Origin of the sequence: Massilia mucilaginosa, from assembly GCF_011682145.1 — a bacterium.
Taxonomy (GTDB): Bacteria; Pseudomonadota; Gammaproteobacteria; order Burkholderiales; family Burkholderiaceae_D; genus Telluria_A; species Telluria_A mucilaginosa.
Map to the genome: position 1 here is coordinate 197,383 of NZ_WHJH01000003.1, position 23,392 is coordinate 220,774.

Here is a 23,392-nt window from a genome sequence, read left to right on the forward strand (position 1 = left end):
GGCATGGATTGTCATGCTTACGCCTGGTATAAGACGCAAGCAACCGAAATGGAGATCGTGTTGAAGAAGACGGAAATACTTGAGGTGTTCGCGCGTGCCGTTCCTTCGGATCAGCACATGCTTCAGATGTTCGCCGCTGCCGCAACAAAAGGCGTGGCTTTGCCATACACGGAAGGTCTCTGTGAAGCGTTGGCATGCATAGATTTTGCCGTACCTGGGTATGCAGCGGAGATGATTTCTCGAATTGCAAGTGTAAAAGGCATAGGTGAGTCACAGTACGAAAGTCTGGTCCAAATAGCTTCAGAAATATATGCAACGTGCGGAGCAGTTCAATCGGCCGATGCAGACGAATTTGGCTCTCCCCTTTTTACCCATGAGCCACGGCTAAAAAAAGGGAAGAATCCGGAGTTCGAAGCGTGTGCGGAAGGCTTATGGTATGCAGTTGAGGTAAAGGCCCCGTAACTGTTCAGCCTCTATGACAGGTAGGGAAAAGGCCTGAAATTTTGCTGAAAAATTAAGCGAATAAAGGCGTTTTTGCACATTTTTTAAGCAAAATTTGCTGATTTTTGATAGTCCTTCATAGGGGCTGAACAGTTACAAGGCCCCTAGCTTGGTAGCCCACGGTCGGCGTCGAGCGGTCGCAAATTGGCAACTCACGGCTCGATTGCCAGAGGGCGTTGTTCAACCCGTCGAGGCACCGATGCTACCGCGGGATAACCCAGTAAAAGACTTTCTAATTTCCGCAAACGAGAAATTCACTGCATATGAGGAGCTTCGTCCCGATGCCGTTCGGATCCTGACAGTTGTCTGGGACGATCATGTCCAAGAAGTACTCGCGGCGCTCCTAAACCCGATGTCTGGACTGCTGACAGAAAATTCGTTTCACAAGGATCCTAACGGAGAGGCAGTAAGATTTCCGATGGTCGATGCGATCCTCCTGTGCCGGTACCAAATTCAGCTTCATGCATTGATGAGGGATCAGCCACTGATCGATAATGAGCTGCCGTTCGGTTACCATCACTACGAGTTTCCGCCTAAGGCCTTGATTCAGAATCCGCATGGACGGCGGTTCCCGCCTGAGCTTCTGCATCCGTTGAACGCGACAAGGATAGATGACTGTCTTGGCGCGGAATACAGCCCCAACATCGATATTGTGATGTGGGTCTAGAGGTTAGGTTGTTCTGTCGAAAGTCTAGTAAAGACTTTTTGGAGGTCTGAGGTGTACTGTCAATAGCGGACACTCTTGTTTCAGGCCGCCTGTCGCTGTTTGCTGAATTTTTCGGCAAACAGCGCTGGCGGAACATTGCCGAGGCCCGAGTGGCGCCGCTGGCGGTTATAGAAGCTTTCGATATATTCCTGAATGGCCGCTTTAGCGTCGGCCCTTGTCGCGTAGCGCTGGTGATGTACCAGCTCGTTTTTCAGGCTGCCCCAGAAGCTTTCCATCGGCGCATTGTCGTAGCAATTCCCCCTGCGCGACATGGAGGACTGCATGCCGAATTGCTTCACCAGTTTTTGATAGTCGTGAGCGCAGTACTGGGTGCCACGGTCGGAGTGGTGGATCAGCCCAGGCGCGGGGCGCTTGTTGCGCACGGCCTTCCAGAGCGCCGTTGCCGTCAGCGTTTGCGTCATGCGTTCGTCCATCGCGTAGCCCACCAGCTCGCAGGTGAAGACGTCCTTGATACCGGCCAGGTAGAGCCAGCCCTCGCCGGTGGCGACATACGTAATATCAGTCACCCAGGCTTCATTCGGCCGGGTTGGCGCGAAGGTCTGGTTCAGCAAATTCTCGGCCACGGGCAAGGTCATGGTTTGAATTGGTGGTGGCCTTGAATTTGCGCTTCTGCTTGCAGCGCAAGGCGAGCTCGCGGCGCAGTCGCACAATGCGGTCCCGGCCTGCTGGAAAGCCCTGCGCTTCCAGTTCCGGCTGCATGCGCAGCGGCCCGTAGGTCTGGCGGCTTTGCGCATGGACGGCCTCGATGGCGACCTTCAGGCGCGCATCATCCTGCGCCCGCTGCGACAACTTGCCCTGCGTCCATGCATAGAAGCCGCTGCGCGAAACCTCAAAGACGCGGCACAGAACGGTGACGGGATACTCGAGTCGTAGTTGTTTCATGACCGCGTACTTGGCAGCGACTCCCGCGCAAAGTACGCTGCCGCCTTTTTTACGATATCGCGCTCCATACGCGCCTCTGCGAGCTCCTTGCGCAGCTTGGTGACCTCGGCCTCGAGCTCCGGTGCGTATTCCGGCGAACGTGACCGGTCATTCCGGGGAACGTGACCGCTGCGCATGAGATGGCGTTACGCGGTCAAATTCTAATCCCTGCGGTCACGATGGGTCGATATTTTTCTCCTTTTTAGCCGCTTTTGGCCGTTGGGCGCGTAGGGAATCACCGGTCAGCGTGAAGCGGTGGTTGCGCTGCATGACGCGGTCCAGGATGGCGTCGGCGATGGTGGCGTCGCCGATCCAGGCATGCCAGTGTTCGACCGGCAATTGGCTGGTGATGATGGTGGCCTTGTTGCCTGCGCGGTCGTCGATGATCTCCAGCAGATCCGAGCGCGTCATGCCGTCAATGGTCCCCATGCCCCAATCGTCCAGGACCAACACGTCAGTCTTGGCCAGTTGCAGCAGCCATTTGCCGAAGGCGCCACTGCCGTGCCGGATGCGCAGTTCTTCCTGCAAGCGGGGTACACGCTGATAGATCGCGGAGTATCCACGCCGGCAGGCGTACTGCGCCAATGCGCAGGCCAGCCACGACTTGCCGGCGCCGGTTGGGCCGGTGACCAGGACGCTGTGGCCGGCGCTGACCCAGTCACACAGGGCCAGACTCATCACCTCGCGCCGGTCGATGCCACGGCCAGCACGCGCGTCGATGTCCTCGATCGCGGCCTGTCCATATTTGAGGTGCGCGTTCTTGAGTAGTCGCACCAGCTTGCGGTCATTGCGGGCGTGGACCTCGCGGTCGACCAACAGCGCCACGCGCTCTTCGAAGCTCAACGCGGTCATGCCGGGTTGGGCCAGTTGTTCTTCCAATCCTGCTGCCAGGCCATCCAGTTTCAGGGTGCGCAGTTGCGCCAGGGTGGTGTGCATCATCATCGCCATCTTCCTTATTATTTATATTGTTTATATTGTTTATTGGTAGTAGTCGGGGCCGCGCAGGTGCACGTGTTCTGGGCTGACCCATTCGTCGGCTACCACGGGCACGCTTTGGTCGCGGTTGTTTTTCAGGATGTCGTTCACGTGGCGGTACTGGCAGGCGCCGATCTGCAGGGCCAGCATGCAAGCCGCTTCGAGGCGCACCTTGCCATAGCGCTTGGCCAGCGACAGCAGGCCAAGGCAGGCGCGGTAGCCGTGCTCTGGATGCCTGTTCTCGGCCATCAGCCGCGTCACCTCCTCGGCGGTCGCCGGGCCGATGCTCTCGCCCCGGTGGATCAGGCGCTGCGGCGTCCATTCCATGTGCGCGCGGTGCGCGGCCGGCATGTGCGCGGGCGTGGTTGTAAAGCCGCCGACGCGGGTGTTGCGGGCGTGGCTGGCGACCCGCTGGCCACGATGCAGAAGCTCGACCACGGCTGTGGTGATGCGTGCTTCCAGTACTTGACCGACCAAGGTTTGCGGCACGCTGTAGCGGTGGCGCTCGACCTCCACGTGATAGTCGATGTGGACCTTGACGGTCTTGAATCGAGCCATCTCGTAACGCTGTAGCGGGAGAGCCCACAAGGCTGGCGCATCGATCTCGGCGAAGGTGCTGGCACGGCTGCCAGGCAGCTTTTGGAAGGGCTTGTCGTTGAGCCGCGCGAGCAACGGCGCCATAGCCTGATTGACCTCGTGCACGCTGCCGAACTGCTGGTGGCGCAGACGCGCCATGATCCAGCGCTCGACGATCTGCACCGCCGATTCGGCCTTTGCCTTATCCTGTGGATGGTAAGGGCGTGCCGGCAGGATCGAGGTGCCGTAGTGGCGCCCGAAGTCGAGCACGGTGTCGTTGCCGCGCGGTTCATAGCGGTTGGCGTGCGAGATCATCGCCTTCGGGTTATCGGGAACGATGAGCTGCGTGACGCCGCCATAGAAGCTCAGCGCGCGTGCCGTCGACTCAAGCCAGTCGGCCATCGTTTCGCGCGGCGTGGCGCAGGCGTAGGTGTAGCTCGACGCCCCCATCGAAGCGACGAAGATGTGGGCACGTCCGCCGTCGGTGAGCGCGATGGTGGGGCCTGCGTAGTCGATGAACAGCTTTTCACCGGCGCGGTGCACCTGCCGCATCGACCGCTTGAGTTGCTTGGCGAAGCGGCGGTAGTTTTCGCAGTATTGCGAGTACGCGTAGGTCTGACAGTCCGCGTAGTCGGCGCGATGCTCCTCCCACAGCAGCATCAATGTCATGCCTTTGCGACGCAGCTCCTGGTGCAAGCGGCCATAGTCGGGTTGCACATAGTCTCGTGCCTTTTGGGAGCCGACCAGCAGACGCCGCTCCAGCGCCGCCTCGTCCATGCCTTGCACTGTGGGCCAGTCCAAGCCCGCCGCAGCTGCCAGGCCCGCGTACTTTGTGACCACACCTTTCGACAGCCCCAGCGCGTCGGCGATCTGCTGGTGCGACAGTTTGGCATCAAGCTTGAGCCGTAGTACGTCCTTAATCTTACGCATATTGATCCTTGGTGCGGGCACGCTGTTTCCAGTCAAAAAGCTGGGAGCGTACCCGTTAGGTTGCAAAATGCGTAACACCATTACTGCGCTGTACGACGCCATTCCGGCATCGTGACCAGTGATTCCGGTATCGTGACCGCTGATTCCGGAAGATGCTCGAAATCGGTCACGTTCGCCCGGAATGGGTGGTCACGTTCAAACGGAATGACTGGTCACGATGCCGGAATCACTGGTCACGTTCGTCCGGAATACCCACTCCGGAACGGAACGGCTGCCAGGGGCCACCTTGGGCGACGTGCCATGCCTCGCCGCCGCAACCCAGTTGGCCAACGTTCCTTTGGGAATCGTCAGGCGCAATGAGGCGTCTTCCAACGTGAGGCCCTGCGTCAGAACCAGTTTCACGGCTTCTTCCCGAAGCTCCGGGGTGTATGTTTTTGAGCGTGTCATAAAATTTCTCCAGTTGATGAAGTTTACCAAACCAGAGTGTCCGAAAAAGTCAGGTTACCTCAGTTTGTCGCGTCCAGTGCTGCCGTAAGTGCGTTGAGTTTTGCGGCAGCCTTCATGTCTTTTGCTAGTCGAGCGGAGTCCTTCCGCGCCACGGCCAACTGGGCGGATTGGAGCCTGAAAGCTACTAGCAGCCCCCAGACGGTAAAAAGTCCGATGAGGGGATTCAATGTCCCGCCCATGTAGTCACCGAATTGCCCCCATGTGGCTTGGTCCCCAACGCCTTGGCTACCGAACGTATGGAAGTATGCGTACGCGGTAACACCGAATGCGGTCACCAGCACCGTAAAGATCATCGGCGGCACACTCTTCAACGCGAAGTTATAAATGAATCGCCCCGGGTTTGAAGGAGGCTCCAACATTTGAGAAAATGGAGCCACCATGAAAAAATCGAAATACTCTCCTGAAGTGATGGAACGCGCCGTGCGCATGGTCGAAGAGGCTGGCAGCCAGTACGAGTCGCAGTGGGCGGCCATCACATCCATCGCAGCCAAGATTGGCTGTACTGCGGAAACGCTCCGTCGCTGGGTCCGCCGGCACGAGCGGGACACTGGCCGACGAGAGGGTGTCACCACGTCCGAAACGGAGCGGGTCAAAGCGCTGGAACGCGAGGTGCGCGAGTTGCGCAAGGCCAACGAGATCTTGCGGCTGGCCAGCGCGTTTTTTGCCCAGGCGGAGCTCGACCGCCGCTTCAAATCGTGAGAGGTTTTATCGACCAGAACCGCCACGCTTACGGGGTCGAGTCGATCTGCAACGTGTTGCAGGTTGCCCCGTCCGGCTACTGGCGTTATGCCGCGCAGCGACGTAACCCTGACTTGCGCTGCCGGCGTGCCAAGATCGATGAGGCACTTGCACCTGAAATTGAGCGCGTCTGGAATGCCAATATGCAGGTCTACGGGGCCGACAAAGTCTGGCGGCAATTGCGCCGCGAAGGAACCGACGTTGCTCGATGCACGGTTGAGCGATTGATGCGCCGTGCTGGACTGCGAGGCGTGATGCGGGGAAAAGTAGTTCGGACCACGATCGGCAATGCCGCGGCACCATGCCCGCTGGACCGCGTCAATCGTCAGTTCAAGGCACAACGGCCGAACCAACTCTGGGTGAGCGATTTTACTTATGTTTCGACTTGGCAGGGCTTCGTCTACGTGGCCTTCGTGATCGACGTGTTCGCACGGCGAATCGTGGGCTGGCGCGTGAGCAGCTCGATGCGTACCGACTTCGTCCTGGATGCCTTGGAACAGGCCCTTTATGATCGTCAGCCTGAACGGGATGACTCGTTGATTCACCATAGCGACCGTGGTTCGCAATACGTCTCTATCCGCTACAGTGAGCGCCTTGCTGAAGCTGGCGTTGAACCGTCTGTGGGAAGCAAGGGCGACAGCTATGACAACGCCCTGGCCGAGACCATTAACGGCTTGTACAAGGCAGAACTGATCCACCGCCGTGCTCCTTGGAAGACGCGCGAAGCCGTTGAACTGGCAACGCTGGAATGGGTATCTTGGTTCAACCACCACCGGCTGCTAGAACCACTAGGCTACATTCCGCCGGCTGAAGCTGAGGCAAACTACTTTCGACAACTTTCCGAGCAGGCCATGACGGTCTGACTCACGCCAAAAGGCCTCCCATAATTTCGGGGCGATTCAAAAGAGTCATTGTCGGCATTTAGTTGCTAAAAACACCATGGCAGTACAAATTGCAGCGGTAGGGGGCAAACCATAGCGATCTTCACCTCACAGGACCGCGCTCTCGCTCTTTGCACACCGCGCGTTACAAAAACATGTTGATATGTATCACTTCCGCAACAAACTGCATGATAAAAAAGAATTTTGAGAAAAATTGTGCGATCAGTAACGAATGGCTTTAATATCATATTGCCAATTACTCCCACCTTTGGGTAAATGTTTTTATAGGACAAATAGGAAATTATATGCATGATTGTCGATTTAGAATTCGAGCTGCATTGGCAGTTGCGTTGATTTGCGCAAGTTCTTTTTCTTGTGCGGCTGAAGTGCTGGATCCGGACGGTGCCCTTGCATCTTTCGTAAAACGACCATCGTTGACGATTAACGACTCGACACAGTGGTCGACCGCAATTAGCACCTTAGTGGGCTCTTACATTACCAAAGAGAACGGGGTGATAATGCTGCAAGGGAAGGGGATAGGAACGACCACTCCAGCCTTGCAAGTTGATCTAAAGGATGGCGAGGTGTACCGAGCGCTGATCAGCCAAAAGCAGACCGTCGGACTAGATATTGTTGCATTTTTTAAATTCAACAGAAGCAAGGAATTTCTTAACGAGTTGGTCATTACTGATTTGATTTCCGCTACGGATCCAACACTGAAACTGGATTCGTGCATTGCTAATCGTCCGGCTGCACTTGCTAGTTCTAAGTATTGGTGCATTACAGCCATTACATTGTCCAAAATAACTACGCGTAAGTATAAGAAAACAAATAACACGGCAAAAGGCACGTACACTATCGCTACGGCCGAAGGTACCTTTCAAACCGACAATAACGTCGGGGGAGTGGAGAAAATTGCGAGCATCAGCGTCTACGGTCCCATTTTGAATGGCGTATTAGCTCCGGTTGATCAACCTGTAGTGATTGCTCCGGCAGTTATCAACAAATCGTTTACTGGTCCAAAAACTGCTGCCAAGATAGATTCAAAGCTTTTTGTACCAAAAATTAACGAACTAGAAGGTGCAAAATTAATCGTGCCTGGAGTTTCTCGTTAAACTGGTTCAGATATCAGCTGGCTTCGCGGCGATTTGTATAGCGGTGAGTATGATATCTTATTCAAATTCACCGGAATCCCGCGACTGATTCCTCGATCGGCTCATGAATAATTGAGATGAGACATTGCGATGACAAAATTTTTCAGAACCGCTCTAGGTGGAATCTGGCTTTCTTTTCTATTGATTAGCTCGGGATGCACGAGTAATCAAATTGCCAGCAAAACCTGCAGCAATTTGCATACAGAAATTTGCGCTGGTAAAATAGTAGCACCACAGGCTTCCATTGAGAATATTCGCTCCGGTGTTCGGGTTGCAATAGACGCTATCTATTCTTTGCGATTTGAAAAAACGCTCAACGAATTTTACATAAAGAATGCAAAATCCGGACCGCATTCTGCTGCCTGGGTTGGATTTGATGCTGAAACCGTTGCAAACCAACTTAGGACAAGTATCAAAAATGTTGAAATCGTGACCTATGGCGGTCTTTGGGCTTTTGTGCTGCGCTTCGGCCCAGCACAGAATATAGCTTATGACGGTGATGGCAATGGACCGATTCGCCTTAATGAATGGGCTCTTCCGCGATCCATTCCATCACTCGGAAACACAGTTGGACATGAAGTGGCACATAAGGTAGGACTAACACATCCAAGCAGTAGCATCAATAGAGCTGTGGCCAATTGTGAACCACCCTATGTCATAGGTGCATTAATCGAAAAATTAGCCCAGGAAAATACTCTTCCGGACCTCGAAATTACGTGCAATTCCCTCTAGGGAAGTGCTGATTTATTCACTTTTCGAATATTCGCCCCCTTTAGAATCAAAGGGTTACACGCAAAATTCTTGAAAATATTGAATAAATCAGCGCTTCCCTAGTGTTGCCGTTCAGTAATGGCGGCAAGCTTATACAGACCTGAGGGATGAGTGCCAAAAAATAGGCAATCTGAATAATCCCGACTTATGTGAGATTTCGTTGAATAATCCCGACTTATGTGAGATTCAGTCCCAGCTTATGTGGGATTTTTCTTGTTAAGTTATTGATTTAGGTGATTTCCGATCCCGACTTCTGTGAGACTCAACGTGCGCGGCCTGGCAAGGCAGGCGCCGCATAAAGTTATAAAAAATCTCACATTTCAATCGACTAATATTGCCAAATAGACTATTCTTATCAAACGGCTGAGCTAGCGTAGCGCGGCCGATCGGGGAGCGCTGCGAATCGCGCTCCGGCTTTCGGATAAGACGGTGTCGGGTGGACGCGTCATGCATCCACCGTCACGTTGAGGAAGCGCTGTTCATGAAGATTGTCGTCGATTCCAAGCACCTGGCAGCCGATATTGCAGTGGCACTGGACAATGCGGGGCGCGAGCACCTGGTCATCGTCGCCAAAAGCACCTGGTCGATTCCCGAACCTGGAGAACGTGCACGCCCGCTGCCGCCGCAGCCGCTGGTCCAGGCCGATATCTATGCCGGCCAGCCCGGCGCCAGCGCCATGCTGTACGGCGCCGACTTTGCGCGCTTCAAGGCGCGCTGCGATGTCCTGTTCAACGCCAGCGCGCATGCGCCCGATAACCTGCCGGTACCCGAACTGCTCGTGGCATGGCAAGTTGGCGCGCTGCGCAAAGGCTTGCGTGTCCTCGGGCCGCGCACCTGGCGCAGCAAGATGGGCTTGCTGTCGCTGAGCAAACCGGAAGCGTTTACGACCCAGCCGCTGCACTATGGCTTTGCCTTCGGGGGAACCCGTATTTTCCAGAAAGAGCAGGCCGAAGCCGTGTACGAAAGCTATCCGGATAACCCGGCCGGAATCGGCTGGGCCGGAGCGCGCACGCGCGCGCAGCTCGACGGCGCGCCTGCCGCGCAACTCGAAGCGATGGATGACCCGCTCCGCAGCGCCCAGGGAAAGCATGCCGCCGCCGCCTTTTCCGCCATCGGACGCCACTGGCCGCCGCGCAAGCAATATGGCGGTACCTACGATGCTGCCTGGCGGCGCGACGTGTTCCCCCTGCTGCCGGAAGATTTCGACGAACGCTTTCACCAGTGCGCCCCCGAGGACCAGCAGATGGCCTACCCCGAGGGCGGCGAGCCGGTCGTCTTGCGCAACATGATGCGCGGCCGTCCCGATGTGCGTTTTGCGCTGCCGCGCATGAAACAGCAAACGGTGCGCGTACTGCGCACCGACTACAGCAGCAGCGTACTCGAAGCGCTTGCCGACACGCTGTATTTTGAACCGGACGAACAACGCTTTTCCGTGGTCTGGCGGATCAGCACCCCACTCAAGCGGCGCTTGCAGGAAATCGACACGGTGGCGGTCGGCCCGGTCGACCCCGGCTGGTGGCAAGAAAAATCGCTGGGCCTGGGAGCTGGCTGCGGCGGCTGCGGCGCTGCCGCGGCGGATGCCGGCGCGATGCCGGCATGAAGCTGTGGCCCCTTTCCCCCGCTACCGGCACGGACCAGTCAACGACGGCGCCCTGGATGCCGCTGCGGGTCGTCGCGCGCGCGATGTGCTGTGCGGTCGGCCACACGGCGCCGGCGGCCAGCGCCGCCATCAACGCCCGCATTAACCACTTTCGCGAAACCGGATTCGTGGCGCGGGGCGGCGCGCCGATCACCGGCGGCGCGCTGTACGAGGTCGGCGCCTGGGGCGCCGAGCGCCTCGGCCTGATGCTGCGCACGGTGCTTGCCGAAGCGATGGCCGGGCAGCCTGGCATCGATACGCGCACGGTGGCGATCCTGGTGCTGGGCGCCGAACCGGGGCGGCCCGGCATGTCCGGCAATTGCCTCGCCGAGGCCCTGGCCGCGATCCTGGAAGAGATGCGCGGCGAAGGCCGCCAGTTTCATGCGCGCGGCGCATTGTGCGTCGACGGCAAGGGCGGCGTCGGCAAGGCGCTGGCGCAGGCGTCGCTGTCGATGGCGCAGCGCGACGGGCCGGCGTATGTGTTGCTGGCGGCGGTCGATAGCTTGCTCGATGCCGGGGCGATCGAGCACTACCTGGACCAGGAACGGCTGGCCACCAAAAGCAATGCCGACGGATTCATTCCGGCCGAGGGCGCCGCCGCTGTCTTGCTCAGCCGGGCGGAGGCGGCTGCGCCAGCCTTGTGGATCGACGCGCTTGCCAGCACCGAGGAAGCCTGGCGTTTCGGCGCCGATACGCCGGTACGCGCCCGCGCGCTCACGGACGCCATGCGCAACGCGGCGCAGGCCGCCGGCTGCGAGATCGCGGCGCTCGACTTTCATGCCAGCGGCATGACCGGCGAGGGCTGGTATGCCAGGGAAGTGAGCATGGCGCTGGCGCGCTGCATGGAACGCAAGAAGGCGCAGTTCCCGCACCTGATGGTGGCGCGCAGCGTCGGCGAAACCGGCGCCGCCAGTGCCCTGCTGACGCTGGCCTGGCTGGCTGCGCTGATGGGGCATCCGACGCACAGCCCCGGCCGCGCCGGACTACTGCATTTTGCCGGCGATGACGGCCGCCGTACGGCCATGGTGGTGCGCTACCGCGCGGCGCCGCCCGCCTCTTAGACAGGAACACCATGCAGACCCACGTCTACGCCAATAATGAAGAAATCGCCTGCAAGGCCGTCGGCAACGATGGCGTGTCGCCGCAGGCCTTTCCCGATACCTGCTGGAGCCCGCCGGGTCCCCCGGCCGGCCCGGTGGCCATTCCCTATCCGAACACCTGTTTCGCCGGCAGTATCACGAATGGCACCCGCACGGTGTTCATTGGCGGGCAGGAAATTGCAATCGAGGATCACTCTTTCTTCGCGACCAGTACCGGCAATGAAGCGGCCACCGAGGCCTTCGGCCAAGGCGTGGCGACCGCTGTCATCACGGGCAAGGCGTATTTTACGCAGTGGTCTTTCGACGTGGTGTTCGAAGGCTTCGGGGTGCCGCGGCATACCGACCTGGTCAGCCATAACCATGGCTCGCAGCCTGGCAATACGGCGGTGTTTCCGTACTTGTCGCGCGGATTCTGGGAATCGTTTCCCTGCAAGAAGGAAGAGGATGCCATTGAACGTGCATGCGGGCCCGAAGCGGACATGTCGGAGACCAAGCGCGAGATCAGAAGCAGAAGCCCGCTGCTCGATCTTCTGAGGCGCAAGAAAAACACCGGTGTTCGAACCGGCAAACGCGAAGAAGCGGACAGCTGGCACTGGACGGACGACCATTGCGATGGCCTGCAGCTGCCGGTCGGGACAAGGCCGGGTGCGGTGGCCTACATCAAGGAGATGGAAGAGATCATGGCGGCGCTGCCCAAGGAAATCGATGCCATGAATCTGATCAAAGCCGAGCTGGAAGGCATGGTCGCCGATGCGGCCGCCTGGGCCGCCGGCAAGTGGGCTGCCAAGGCCGCAGTCAAGCAGGCCATCGGCAGCGCGGTGCCGCTGGCCGGAAACGTTGCGATGGCGGCGTGGTCGGTGTACGACGTCGTCGAATCGGTCGGCGATGTTACAGAAATCAAAAAGGTAGCCGATGAGGCCCTGGAACAACTGAAGGAGCTCGAGAAACGGCTTCCCGATATGAACAGGCTGCGCGACGAGTTCGACAAATTCAAGCAGCTCAGTCCCAAGCAACAGGAAGACGCCGCCGTCAAGCTGGCCGCCGAGGCCCAGAGCTTGCTGGCGATGTTGAATGAATGCGTGCGCGCGCGCAAGTGCCATCTGGTGCCGTTCGAAAATGCGACAGGAATCCCGCCCAACGAACTTAAGAGTCATGAGCCTGTGAAAAAAGGCGGCTGCTGTTTTGGACAGACCGGGCACCATTTGCTTCCAGAGAAATCTCTGGCAGGTACTTGTTTGCAGTATAAGCACGCGGCGGCGCCCACGGTCTGCGCCGAAGGCACCAACCAGAACGCCGGCAGCCACCAGCAGGTGCATGTCGACCTGGCGAAGGAGCACGCCGCCCTGGTGTTGTCTGCGCTCCCCGGCACCATCGCTGCCGACGGCAGCATGAGCATGAGCGATGCCCTGGATGCGGCAGCCAGATCTCATCAAGCGGCATTTCCGTTTTCGAAGTGTTCGTTCGACTGCATTCGCGCTCAACTTGCGGCTTACTACGACAAAGTGTGTGGCGCCAATGACAGGCCCAAGATGGTCAATGCACAGGGTAAACTTGCCACGCCTCCCGGCGTCGTGGGCGGCGATGTCAATTAATGAAGAGGAGTTGGCTGTGACTGTATTTCTGGACAAGAAGCGCTGGACCGAAGTGTTCTCCGGCTTTGTTATCTCCAGCGTGGCGCTGCTCGACCGGCGTGCCTTGCATTTTTGTGCGCGTCAGCGCATGTCGATCGAAGAATCGTCGCACTTGTTCGATCACGATATTGCGACCCGCCTGATCGTCCTGTACACCGACCGCGAGGCGGGGAGCAATTGCGGATTTCGCCAGTTGACCGGGATGGCCCATTCCGTGGTGGGCGTCTCGCGCCCGCCGTTCCCGCGACCGAGCGGCATGGTCTGCGCCATGAACATGGATGGCGATGTGTATCCGCGCGGCGGCGGCGTGGAAGGGCCGATGGAGCATATCGATCCGGGCAAGTGGCCAAGCACGCTCAGGCTCAAGTGCATTCGCGGCTATACCTTCGCTGTCGGCGTAGGAAGACGCGTCTACAAACGCGTCGACTCCGGGACGTGGCTGGCCGTCGACGCAGGACTGCCCAGGCCCGATGAAGTGACGACCAGGATGGGATTCGAGGATATCGATGCGTTTTCCGAATCGGACATGTATGCCGTCGGCGGACACGGCGACGTATGGCATTTCGATGGCCAGGCCTGGAAGCAGATGGGTTTCCCGAGCAATGTGCAACTGGCGACCGTGACGTGCGCGGGGGATGGCAATGTGTACATTTCCGGCGAAGGGGGCAGTTTGTGGCTTGGACAAAAGTCGACTTGGAAATCCGTCTACCGGGGGACATCGACAGTGCCATGGAATGACGTACGCTGGTTCCAGGACAAGCTCTGGCTGGCCTCGAACTACCAGTTTTATCAGTGGGACGGCAGCGCGATGGCGCGCGCCAGCCACGAGGGCGAAGCGGTACCCATGTATGGCCGCATGGATGTGCACGACGGCTTGCTGGTCATTGCCAGCCAGGACTCGGTGCGCACTTTCGATGGCGCCGCCTGGCGCCATCTGGTTGAACCGTATGACGAATGAGCGGGAGCGCGCCACCATGCCTGCTCACCTCATTCCTGGCGCGATCCCCCCTCTGGTCCGCCGCCATGCCGAAGACGCGGCATTTTACTGGAACCGGCATGACGCATCTGCCGACTCCCCCCGGCTCGGCCTGGCCGCGCTGGGCAGCTTCAGCCAGCTGCTGGTCGCTCATCTGGAGGGGCTGGCCGTTGCCGGTGCGCACGCCTGGCCGCACTGCCACGCCGCCCTGGAGCGCTGGAAAAAGCCGGCCGAGGCCTTCGTCTGCGCGTATGTCGCGTTTGCCATGGCCGAGCCGGCGTACAGCGAGGCCCTGCTCAAGCAGCTGCGCGCGCATCCGGACCAGTTGTTGCGCGGCGTTGTCAGTGCCCTGGCCTGGCTGCCCGCGGCCGACGCCGGCCGCGTGATCGCGCAATGGACCGGCACGGACAGCGACAGCGTCATGCAGGTTGCCGCCTTGCGCGCCATCGCCCTCATCGGGGGCGAGGCGGCGCTGGTCATGGCCCGGCCGCTGGCCATCTTTCTGGCCGATCCAGACCCGCATGTGCGCGCGGCGGCCTGCCGCGCCGCCGCCGCTTTGCCTGGCGCGAGCGGCCATTGGGACGGCGTGCACGCGCTGCTGGACGATCCGGTCGCGGCGGTACGCGCGGAAGCGGCGATCGCGATCGGCAGCCTGGCCGGGCATGCGCGGCCAGGCGCGGCCTGGCCCTTCCTGCCCATCCTGTGGCACTGCGTGGCCACGCAGGCCGAGCTGGCCGCCGGCGCCAGCGGCTGGTACCGCATGCAAGCGCAGCGGCGGCTGGAGCGCTGGGTACAACAGCTGGCCTTGCTCCAGCCTCCCGGCGCGGTATGCGCGGCCGCCCTGGCGGCGCTGCCGGCGCGTGTCCGCCTGTGCTTCGTGGCCTGGCACGGCGATCCGTGCCATCTGCCGCTCGTCATCGAACACATGGATATGCCCGGGCTGGAGCGCTACGCCGGCTGGGTGTGGCAGACCATGACCGGTGTCGATCTGGTCGCCTCCGGCTTGGGTGGGTCCGAGCCGGAGCGCGACCAGCCCACGCCGCGCGTGAGCGGCGTGGGCACGGACGCCGATTTCGGCCTGGCGCTGCCGGACGTGGCGGCAGTGCGGCACCATCCGTCCGGCGGGCTGTCGCATGGGCTGCGCTATCTGGCTGGCGCCGTGTTGACGCCGGCGCGTGCGCGCGAGCTGCTGCGCGATGCCCCGCAGGCGCTACGCAGCATTGCCGCAGCCAGCCTGCAGCAGAGTCATCCCGGACTGCGGGTGCACGTGCGGGCCAGCGCTCTGGTCCAGCAAGCCTGCATCGCCCGGATCGACGCCATGCTCGCGGGCGCAGCGGTACGCTGAGCGACCTGCGGCTGACCGGGCGCAGCGCTGCCTACGGCCAGCCAATCGTCGGCCCATTCTGGATCGAGCGCACCAGGATCGGCGCCACGTGCTGGATCTTGTGCCAGTCAAAGTAATAGCGGTCCATGGTGGCCGGCGAGGCGATGTGGCGCTTGACGCCATTGTCGATCAGGTACACCGCCGCATCGCCCTGCGCCTGGGCCAGCACGGCCCCATGGCTGAGCGCGACGCCGGTGTCGATATTGTTCAGATGCGGGTCTTGCAAGATGCCGTTCCAGTCGCGGAACAGGTTGTTGTACGTGAGCGGATCGGGAATGTGCCGCTTCCTGCCCTGATCGATGAGATAGACGTGCGGTGCGCCGGGCATTTGCATCCGCAGTCCGTTGAGATCGTTTCTGATAGCCATGATATTCCCCCTGATGGGTTGCGCCGCAAACGTGTTGCCAGCTCCTCGCCACCCACCGCGCCGTTGCGGCAAGGCGGTGCGCTTGCTTGAGGCAAGGAAACGCCAGGCGCCGCGTCCGCGCGCACAGCACGCCGGCTGCCGCTCTGCCGCTCTGCCGCTGCGCCTGTCCGGCCAGACTACAAGCCGCCCGCCGTGGGGCGCTTGTGTCCGCTCAAGCGCCGGCTTGCTCTGGCGCCGGTGGCGCGCTCCGTTTCCCCGATGCAGCAACATGCTCCTCGATAAATACCTGCGGTAAGGAAAAATTGACGGGTTACAATCTGACGGTGTGGCGTCGACGCCATCGTCGTACGCTGATCATTTCAGAGGAAACCCGCATGTCCACCCCCGTTGCACGCTGCCTGGCGCTTGCCTGTGCTTTTACCGTCCTGCCTGCCGTTGCAGCCTGTCCCGACTACATCACGGCCGCCAATCCGCCGACCTTGGCCGGCCCGATCAAAAAGCCTTTCGCCAACCTCGGCAACCTGGTCCTGACGGGGAGGTACGCGCCCTGGCACATGGCGCACGACGCCATCGTCAAGGTGGGAACGCCGGCTGGCATGAGCGCCAAATTCGACTACGACGGCGCGCTGCACAAGGACCTCGAAGGCGAGCGCGTGCATGCGTATCTGTACGGGACCGGCATGAGCGGCTGGCAGTATGTGGGCAATTACCTGACCGACAGCGACGGCAAGATCGACGTACCGCTGGGCACGCAGCCGGTGGGCGAGTATGTCGTGCGCTTCGTGGTGGAAGGGGACCTGAGCGGCACCAGCGGCTACCTGAGCGTGGTCGACCCCGGGCGCGACACGATTGTCTTCGATATCGACGGCACCCTGACCACCAGCGACTTCGAGGCGTATGCCGATTACGTGGGCGTGAGGAACGCCAGGCCGTACCGGTACGCCCCGGAGATGGTCAATGCCTACCGCGACAAGGGCTACCAGTTGATCTTTCTGAGCGCGCGGCCGTACTGGGTGACCAAGGATGGACGCGCGTGGCTGGAGCTGCACAATATCGCGCCCTGGCATTATCACAGCAATCCCTACAGCGGTGGCCCGGTGCCGCCCGATACCCAGAAGTTCAAAGGCGATTACGTGCGCCATTTGCGCGATGCGGTCGGTCTCAATATCGTGCGCGTGTACGGCAATGCCCTCACCGATATCGGGGCGTATGCGGACGCCGGCATGGCCAAGGCCGATACCTATATCATCGGGCCGCATGCCGGTGTCGCCGGCACCCGGCCGCTTCACGGCGAGTATGCGGAGCACTACCGCCTCTTGGTCAGGCCGGCGCCGCTGGCGCGCTGCCGGGCCGATGCGACCCTTCCCGCGCCATCCTGACCGTGGCTTGGGCGGGCCGCCTCGCCGGCAGTTACCTGGCGGCTTTGCGGCGGCGGGCGCACAAGCCCACCATCGCCAGCCCGGCCAGCAGCATGGCGTAGGTTTCCGGCTCGGGCACTGCCGAAATGACCTCTGCTACGTTGTTGGTGTCAAACTCGAGATGGCCATAGCCATCGGTGCTACCTGACGCCAGATAGGCGGAAACAGTGTACGTTTTCGTGCCGGTCAAGCGCGCGTAATAGGACTGGTAGAACGTCATTTCTTCACCGGGAGTCTGGCCTTCCTGGTCACCCAGCCTGCCCTTCAGGCTGAAATACGCCCATCCCCGCGAGTCGATGGCCGGATTGGATACGTCGTTGCTGACGGTGCCGATCGCGGAAATGATCATCCCCGTGTTCGGGCTCAGCCTGAATCTGTCGAGGTGGGAGGTGCCGGCCTGCATGGTGCCCCTGGTCGGCGCCGTGGCGTTGGCGAACGTTGTCGAACGCCAGTTGGCTGCGTCCGTACTGGTGCTCGCGGTGCCGCCAGCGTGGCTCGCCGAGGTGGTACCCAGGGTGCCGATGCTCTGGGACGTGACTTTCCCGGTTTGCGCGTCGGTGAAGTAGCTGAAGCTGCTATCGGAGTGTTCCGTAAAAAAAATGCTCGGGGAGATGTTGTCGGTCAGGTCCAGGTCGACCAGTTGGTAGGAGAACTGTGAAATGGAGGCGGACGTGCTGATCGATTGCGCATGGGCGGAGCCGGTTGCGATCGCCGCAGCGGCGAGGACGCAATAAGCGAGCCTGGAAGAGGTGTTGGACATGGGGGTGCTTTCGCGAGAGGGCTGCCGGGTATCGGCTGGCTCGCCTCAGTATAAACCTGTCAATCATGACATATTGTTAATAACGTATATGCATAGGGGATTTTGTTGTTTTTTTGGTCAATAAGATCGTTGTCGAGCATTTATTCGGGAACATGTTTTACCGGGCGCATGGCGCCGGCGCCGACAGCGGGGGTATCCGTACACGCGATACAACACTCATCCTTGTTTTTTGAACATCGCAGTCAAAAAGGTGACAATGTCATTTTAGAAATGCTCACGGCAGGGTAATGTTGGCAAGACACAATCGTAAAGTTTGTGTCGTCGTCATCTGACTATCCCCTCATCCTGCGGAGACCTTCATGCTGAAACCCGTTGCGCGTTGCATTGCGATTGCCTGTGCTTGTTCCGCTTTGCCTGCCGTTGCCGCCTGTCCCGATTACACCACCGCAGCCAATCCGCCGGCTTTTTCCGGGCCGGCGAAGAAAACGTTTTCGAAGTTCGGCAATACCATCCTGGCCGGCTTGTACAAGCCCTGGCACATGGCGCACGACACCATCGTCAAGGCCGGAACGGCGGCGACCATCACCGGCAAGTTCGATTACGACGCCGTGCTGCACAAGGACCTGGAAGGCGAGCGGGTGCACGCGTATCTGTACGGGACCGGCATGAGCGGCTGGCAGTACGTCGGCAACTTCGTGACCGACAGCGACGGCAAGGTCAACGTGCCGCTGGGCGTGCGCCCGGTCGGCGACTATGTGGTGCGCTTTGTTGTTGAAGGCGACTTGAGCGGCACCACCGGCTACCTGAGCGTGGTTGACGCCGGGCGCGACGCGGTGCTGTTCGACATCGACGGCACGCTCACCATCAACGACTTCGAAGCCTATGCCGATTACGTCGGCGTCAAGACCGCCACCGCGTATTACTACGCGCCGCAGGTGGTCAACGCCTACCGCGAGAAGGGCTACCAGGTGATCTTTTTGACGGCGCGCCCGTACTGGGTTACCAAGGATGGCCTGGAGTGGCTCGATATTCAAAAGGTCGGGCGCTGGCACTATCATTCCAACCCGTACGGCGACGGTCCGATTCCGCCCGATACGCAAAAATTCAAGACCGATTACGTGCGCCACCTGCGCGATGTGGTGGGCCTGAACATCGTGCGCGCCTACGGTAACGCGACCACCGATATCGCGGCGTATGCCGACGGCGGGATCGCCAAGGCCAATACCTACATCATCGGCCCCAACGCGGGCGCCTCCGGCACCCAGCCGATCCACGGCGAGTACGGGTCGCACTTGTCGTTCGTGGTGACGCCGACGCCGGTGGCCAGTTGCCGCCGCTGATGCAGCAGGCGTGAGTGATCCGGCGCCATGCCGGGAGGCTAAGGAGCAACGTGGTCCTTGGTCGTGGCGCCAGCGTTGGCGAATACCTCGCTGCTGAGGAAGTCGATCAGCGCGCGCAGCTTCGGCGACAGATGCTTGCTTGATGGCCACAACACCTGAAATACCCCATTGTGACGGGTGTGCTCCGCCAGCACGGCGTGCAGGCGGCCATCGGCGAGTGCCGCGCCAACGGCGAAGTCGGGCAGGCAGGCGATGCCCATTCCCTGTTCGGCAAAGTACATCAGGGTGTCGATCGTGCTGCATTCGAGCACCGTCGGCAGGCCGGCGCCGACCAGCTGTTCCCACCCGCCGACCGGCCACGGCTCGATCTTGCCGGTGCTGGGGAACTTGTACAGCAGGCAGCGCTGGCGCGCCAGGTCGGCCGGCAGCAACGGCCAGCCATGCCGGCGCAGGTAGTCGGGCGAGGCCACCAGTTGCAAATGGAAGGTGCCCAGCTTGCGGCTCATCAGTCGCGAATCGGCGGTCTCGCCCACGCGTACCACCGCGTCGAAGCCTTCTTCGATCAGGTCGACGCGGCGGTCGGTGCAATCGATATCGAGCTCGATGTCCGGATAGCGCCGCGCAAACGCCACCAACACCGGATTGAGCAAGCCGCCCACCAGGGGCAGGCTGATCTTCAGGCGTCCGCGCGGCGCCATCCTGGTGCTGGACAACGCCTGCTCGGCTTGTTCGATCTCGAGCAAAATGCGGCGGCAACTTTCAAGGAATAGCGCGCCTTCGGCGGTCAGGGCGATACTGCGGGTACTGCGATGAAACAGGCGCACGCCCACGCGCGATTCCAGGCGCGCGATGCTTTTGCCGATGGCCGAGGCCGACACGCCCAGCATGCGCCCTGCCGCGACAAAGCTGCGCGCCTCGGCCGCCTGCACGAAGGCGGCGATTCCTCCCAAATGATCCATGCTGTTCGATTCCCGATGCCCGATGCCCGATTGCGGATGGTGAAGTCCGTTATGAGCGGAACTGTAGCCCATTTTTCTTCAGTTCGTACAAGGCTAAGCTGGATTTCCCTCGTTAACAAGGAAATCCCATGGTCGATTCCCCGCATACTTTCACTCATGCCGACACGGCAATGCCGGCGCGCCTCGATGCCGTGATCGAACGTGCCCTGGCCGAACGGCGCCTGGTCGGCGCCGTGGTCCTGGTCGCCCAAGGCGCTCGCCTGATCTACCGCAACGCCGCCGGGATGGCCGACCGCGAGCAGGGCCGGCCGATGGCGCCCGATACCCTGTTCCGCCTTGCCTCCGTGTCCAAGCCGATCGTCTCGGCGGCCGCGCTGGTGCTGGTCGCGCAGGGGCGCCTCGACCTCGATGCGCCGGTGGCCGCCTACCTGCCTTACTTCCAGCCGACCCTGGCGGACGGCGCGCCGGCCGTCATTACCATCGCCCAACTGATGACCCATACCGCCGGCCTGGGCTATCGCTTCTTCCAGGAAGAGGACGGTCCCTACGCGCGCGCCCAGGTCTCCGACGGCATGGATGACAGCGGCCTCACCCTGCGCGAGAACCTGGTGCGGCTGGCCAGCGTTCCGCTGTTGTACCCGCCGGGTACGCAATGGCGCTATTCGCTGGCGACCGATGTGCTGGGCGCGGTGATCGAGCAGGCCTGCGCGATGCCGCTGGCGCAGGCGGTTGCGGCACTGGTGTGCGAACCGCTGGCCATGCGCGACACGGGTTTTGGCGTGGCCGACCCGCAGCGGCTGGCGCAAGCCTACGCCAACGCCAGTCCGGCACCGCGCCTTCTGCGCGGTGCCGAGCGGCTTCCCTTCATCGACGGCAGTGCGGGTTTTCGGCTGGCGCCGGGACGCGCGCTGGACGCCGGCGCCTATCCGTCCGGCGGCGCCGGCATGGTGGGCTCGGCGCCCGACCTGCTGCGTTTGCTGGAAATGCTGCGATGCGGCGGAGCGCCGCTGCTGCCGCCAGCGCTGGTGCGGCAAATGACCGGCAACCGGATTGGCGAGCTGCCGATGGCATACTGGCCTGGACGCGGCTTCGGCCTGGGCGTGACCGTGCTGAAAGACGCGCGCGCGGCCGCCAGCCCCGAGTCGCCCGGCACCTGGCGCATGGGTGGCACCTACGGCCACTCGTGGTTCGTCGATCCGCGGCGCGCGTTGAGCGTGGTTGCGTTCACCAACACCGCGCTCGAAGGCATGTCGGGCGCGTTCGTCGACCAGCTGTGCCAGGCGGTCTACGGCAGCACGGACAGCGCCGCCGGGGTGCGGCCATGAAGGGCCCGCATCCCATTTTCTTCCTCGCCCTTGGCCTGTTCGGCCTGTACTGCATCGAGTTCGGCGTGGTGGGGATCCTGCCACTGGTGATCGAGCGTTTCCACGTGTCGGCCGCGCGGGCCGGGCTGCTGGTCGGCCTGTTCGCCCTGGTGGTCGCGCTGGGCGGGCCGCTGCTGGTGCTGCTCGCTTCCCGATTCGACCGCAAGCGTTTGCTCGCCGGGGCGCTGCTGCTGTTCGCCGTCGTCAGCGCCCTGTGCGCCTACGCGCCGACGTTCGACACGCTGCTGGCGCTGCGCATGCTGGCGGCGCTGCTGCACCCGGTCTACTTTTCGTTGGCGATGGTCGCCGCGGTCGCCATGTATCCCCCGCGCGAGGCCACCCGTGCCAGTGCGCGCGCCTTCATCGGCACCAGCATGGGCATGGTCTTGGGCATACCGCTGACCGCCTGGATTGCCGCCGCTGTCGGCTATGAGGCATCGTTCCTGTTCTGCGCCGCCGTGAACCTGGCTGCGGGCGCGGGACTGCTGGTGTGGCTGCCGCGCACGCACGGCGGCGCCATGCTCTCCTACGGCGCGCAATTGCGCATCCTGCGCAAGCCTGCGCTCTGGCTCAATATCGGCGCTGCCACGATGGTGTTTGCCGCCATGTTCTCGGTGTATGCCTACACGGCGCACTTGCTCAAACGCGCCGGCATGGACGGCAACACGATCAGCCTGATGCTGCTGGTGTTCGGGCTGGGCGGTTTGTCGGGCAATGCGCTGGCGGGACGCCTGCTGGCAAAACGCCTGGTCGCGACCGTACTGCTGCAGCCGCTGGTGCTGGCTGTGGCGTATGCCGCCTTGTATTTTTCCGGTACCGCCAGCGTGGCGGGGATGGCGGCGATCATGCTGTTCTGGGGAGCCGCGCATACCAGTGGCCTGGTCGTGACACAGGTATGGCTGAGTTCGGCGGCGCCGGAAGCGCCGGCGTTTGCGGCTGGCTTGTATATCGCCTTCATCAACCTGGGCGTGACCATCGGTTCCGTCGCCGGCGGCGTGTTCATCGCGCATGCCGGCATGCGCGGGAGTTTGTTGAGTGGTGTGCTGTTCGCGCTGCTGGCGATGCTGCTGGCAGGACTGAAGGTAGTGTTGTACGGCGGCGCGGGCGCCCGGCGCCGCGTCATCGCTGAGGAGGAGAGCGGCGCGGCGGCGTAGTTGTCCCTGTCGTGCCATACGCCGTCGTCCCTCACGTACCTGGTTGAACCAGCGGCCAGCGTTGCGCATCAGTGAGCGGAGATGGCCTTTTCGTTAATATTGCATCGGCTGCATCATGCGTGGCATACTGGTAACCATTGGAAATCATTTCTTGGATGGGAAAGGCATGGGAGCGACGATGTTGAAGAAACCCCTGGCCTGCGCGAGCATGGCACTGGCGTGCGTGGCGTGCGTGGCGTGCACCGTTCCGGCGGCGCGCACCACCGACAATACCAGTCATGGAGCCGCCAGCCTGGTCAGCGGGAACACGATGTTTGTGACGAACCGCTTCGGCCCGAGCGCGATTTACTTCGACCCTTCCGGACGGGTTCGCCACACTGCCGGCAGCACCTTGTCGGAAGGCTCCTGGCGTGCCGACAAGGATCAGATTTGCACCACTGTCGATCCCACGCCGGAGCGGGTGACGCCCGAATATTGCCTCGATCTGGCAGGCAAAAAGCTGGGCACGGAATGGACCGGAAACGATCCGAAAAACGGCAAGCTGGTGTTCCTGATCACGCCAGGGGAAAAGAGCGCACGCCATTAATCGGCCTTCGCCGTGAACGCTGCCGGTATCGGG

The 23,392-nt window shown here is 61.2% G+C and carries 22 protein-coding genes, 1 pseudogene and 1 other annotated feature; of the genes and pseudogenes, 15 read left to right on the top strand and 8 right to left on the bottom strand.

The window, feature by feature from the left end; genetic code table 11:
* The first annotated feature begins 48 nt into the window (after nt 1-48).
* Together F2P45_RS04830 and F2P45_RS04835 are read left to right on the top strand one after the other, a co-directional pair.
* Entirely contained in the window at nt 49-462 is a 414-nt protein-coding gene (locus tag F2P45_RS04830) for a hypothetical protein (protein WP_223164672.1), read from the top strand.
* Between the two features lie 148 nt (nt 463-610).
* Nucleotides 611-1,168, top strand: a complete 558-nt coding sequence (locus F2P45_RS04835; protein WP_223164673.1) for a hypothetical protein — start codon at nt 611-613, stop codon at nt 1,166-1,168.
* Nucleotides 1,169-1,248: 80 nt separating this feature from the next.
* Here F2P45_RS04835 and F2P45_RS04840 read toward each other — a convergent pair.
* The 5 genes and pseudogenes from F2P45_RS04840 to F2P45_RS04860 form a co-directional block, all read right to left on the bottom strand.
* Nucleotides 1,249-2,229, bottom strand: a pseudogene (locus F2P45_RS04840) (IS3 family transposase); the annotation flags it as partial.
* Between the two features lie 94 nt (nt 2,230-2,323).
* Complete coding sequence (gene istB / locus F2P45_RS04845) at nt 2,324-3,091, bottom strand: IS21-like element helper ATPase IstB (protein ID WP_166871031.1); 768 nt, start codon at nt 3,089-3,091, stop codon at nt 2,324-2,326.
* Nucleotides 3,092-3,127: 36 nt separating this feature from the next.
* On the bottom strand, nt 3,128-4,651 hold the full coding sequence (gene istA / locus F2P45_RS04850) for an IS21 family transposase (protein WP_166871033.1): 1,524 nt from the start codon (nt 4,649-4,651) through the stop codon (nt 3,128-3,130).
* A 174-nt stretch (nt 4,652-4,825) separates the two neighbouring features.
* Nucleotides 4,826-5,077, bottom strand: coding sequence for a transposase (locus F2P45_RS04855; protein ID WP_166871034.1), 252 nt, complete (start codon nt 5,075-5,077; stop codon nt 4,826-4,828).
* A gap of 59 nt (nt 5,078-5,136) precedes the next feature.
* Nucleotides 5,137-5,517 carry a hypothetical protein gene (locus F2P45_RS04860; RefSeq protein ID WP_166871036.1) on the bottom strand — a complete coding sequence of 127 codons (381 nt, stop codon included), beginning with the start codon at nt 5,515-5,517 and terminating at the stop codon, nt 5,137-5,139.
* Between F2P45_RS04860 and F2P45_RS04865 the strand changes: the two genes are divergently transcribed.
* The 8 genes from F2P45_RS04865 to F2P45_RS04900 all read left to right on the top strand — a co-directional run bounded on the left by F2P45_RS04865 (nt 5,516) and on the right by F2P45_RS04900 (nt 15,372).
* Nucleotides 5,516-6,738, top strand: a protein-coding gene (locus F2P45_RS04865; RefSeq protein WP_166871037.1) for an IS3 family transposase whose coding sequence is annotated in 2 segments (ribosomal slippage) — nt 5,516-5,801 and nt 5,801-6,738 — 1,224 coding nt in all. Because the reading frame shifts where the segments join, the coding sequence is not laid out codon by codon here. The genes F2P45_RS04860 and F2P45_RS04865 overlap by 2 nt on opposite strands.
* Nucleotides 5,791-5,907: a sequence feature (AL1L pseudoknot), on the top strand. It overlaps the preceding gene by 117 nt.
* A gap of 323 nt (nt 6,739-7,061) precedes the next feature.
* On the top strand, nt 7,062-7,871 hold the full coding sequence (locus tag F2P45_RS04870; protein ID WP_166871039.1) for a hypothetical protein: 810 nt from the start codon (nt 7,062-7,064) through the stop codon (nt 7,869-7,871).
* 129 nt (nt 7,872-8,000) lie between these two features.
* Nucleotides 8,001-8,642: a hypothetical protein gene (locus F2P45_RS04875; RefSeq protein WP_166871041.1), complete on the top strand. Its 642-nt coding sequence runs from the start codon at nt 8,001-8,003 to the stop codon at nt 8,640-8,642.
* Between the two features lie 520 nt (nt 8,643-9,162).
* A complete protein-coding gene (locus F2P45_RS04880; RefSeq protein ID WP_166871042.1) occupies nt 9,163-10,281 on the top strand; it encodes a DUF2169 family type VI secretion system accessory protein in 1,119 nt (372 codons plus the stop codon).
* Nucleotides 10,278-11,381: a hypothetical protein gene (locus F2P45_RS04885; RefSeq protein ID WP_166871044.1), complete on the top strand. Its 1,104-nt coding sequence runs from the start codon at nt 10,278-10,280 to the stop codon at nt 11,379-11,381. The genes F2P45_RS04880 and F2P45_RS04885 overlap by 4 nt, the downstream gene beginning before the upstream one ends.
* Nucleotides 11,382-11,392: 11 nt before the next feature.
* Complete coding sequence (locus F2P45_RS04890) at nt 11,393-13,012, top strand: PAAR-like domain-containing protein (RefSeq protein ID WP_166871045.1); 1,620 nt, start codon at nt 11,393-11,395, stop codon at nt 13,010-13,012.
* Between the two features lie 16 nt (nt 13,013-13,028).
* Nucleotides 13,029-14,009, top strand: a complete 981-nt coding sequence (locus F2P45_RS04895) for a beta propeller repeat protein (RefSeq protein ID WP_166871046.1) — start codon at nt 13,029-13,031, stop codon at nt 14,007-14,009.
* A 16-nt stretch (nt 14,010-14,025) separates the two neighbouring features.
* Complete coding sequence (locus F2P45_RS04900) at nt 14,026-15,372, top strand: HEAT repeat domain-containing protein (protein ID WP_166871048.1); 1,347 nt, start codon at nt 14,026-14,028, stop codon at nt 15,370-15,372.
* Between the two features lie 31 nt (nt 15,373-15,403).
* Here the strand turns inward: F2P45_RS04900 and F2P45_RS04905 are convergent, their stop codons facing one another.
* Nucleotides 15,404-15,778: a hypothetical protein gene (locus F2P45_RS04905; protein ID WP_166871049.1), complete on the bottom strand. Its 375-nt coding sequence runs from the start codon at nt 15,776-15,778 to the stop codon at nt 15,404-15,406.
* A gap of 374 nt (nt 15,779-16,152) precedes the next feature.
* On the opposite strand from F2P45_RS04905, the gene F2P45_RS04910 reads away from it, so the two are divergent.
* Nucleotides 16,153-17,157: a lipin/Ned1/Smp2 family protein gene (locus F2P45_RS04910; protein ID WP_166871050.1), complete on the top strand. Its 1,005-nt coding sequence runs from the start codon at nt 16,153-16,155 to the stop codon at nt 17,155-17,157.
* Between the two features lie 31 nt (nt 17,158-17,188).
* Here the strand turns inward: F2P45_RS04910 and F2P45_RS35420 are convergent, their stop codons facing one another.
* Nucleotides 17,189-17,956 (bottom strand): FxDxF family PEP-CTERM protein, encoded by a 768-nt coding sequence (locus F2P45_RS35420; protein ID WP_187367141.1) that lies wholly within the window; start codon nt 17,954-17,956, stop codon nt 17,189-17,191.
* Nucleotides 17,957-18,315: 359 nt separating this feature from the next.
* Here F2P45_RS35420 and F2P45_RS04920 point away from each other — a divergent pair, with 359 nt between their 5' ends.
* Entirely contained in the window at nt 18,316-19,296 is a 981-nt protein-coding gene (locus F2P45_RS04920; RefSeq protein ID WP_223164674.1) for a lipin/Ned1/Smp2 family protein, read from the top strand.
* Nucleotides 19,297-19,334: 38 nt separating this feature from the next.
* Here the strand turns inward: F2P45_RS04920 and F2P45_RS04925 are convergent, their stop codons facing one another.
* Nucleotides 19,335-20,255, bottom strand: a complete 921-nt coding sequence (locus tag F2P45_RS04925) for a LysR family transcriptional regulator (RefSeq protein ID WP_166871052.1) — start codon at nt 20,253-20,255, stop codon at nt 19,335-19,337.
* Between the two features lie 128 nt (nt 20,256-20,383).
* Here F2P45_RS04925 and F2P45_RS04930 point away from each other — a divergent pair, with 128 nt between their 5' ends.
* From F2P45_RS04930 to F2P45_RS04940, 3 genes are all read left to right on the top strand, one after another.
* Nucleotides 20,384-21,580 (top strand): serine hydrolase domain-containing protein, encoded by a 1,197-nt coding sequence (locus tag F2P45_RS04930; protein WP_223164675.1) that lies wholly within the window; start codon nt 20,384-20,386, stop codon nt 21,578-21,580.
* Entirely contained in the window at nt 21,577-22,773 is a 1,197-nt protein-coding gene (locus tag F2P45_RS04935) for an MFS transporter (RefSeq protein WP_166871053.1), read from the top strand. The genes F2P45_RS04930 and F2P45_RS04935 overlap by 4 nt, the downstream gene beginning before the upstream one ends.
* Nucleotides 22,774-22,951: 178 nt before the next feature.
* Complete coding sequence (locus F2P45_RS04940) at nt 22,952-23,359, top strand: hypothetical protein (RefSeq protein ID WP_166871054.1); 408 nt, start codon at nt 22,952-22,954, stop codon at nt 23,357-23,359.
* The last annotated feature ends 33 nt before the right edge of the window (nt 23,360-23,392 follow it).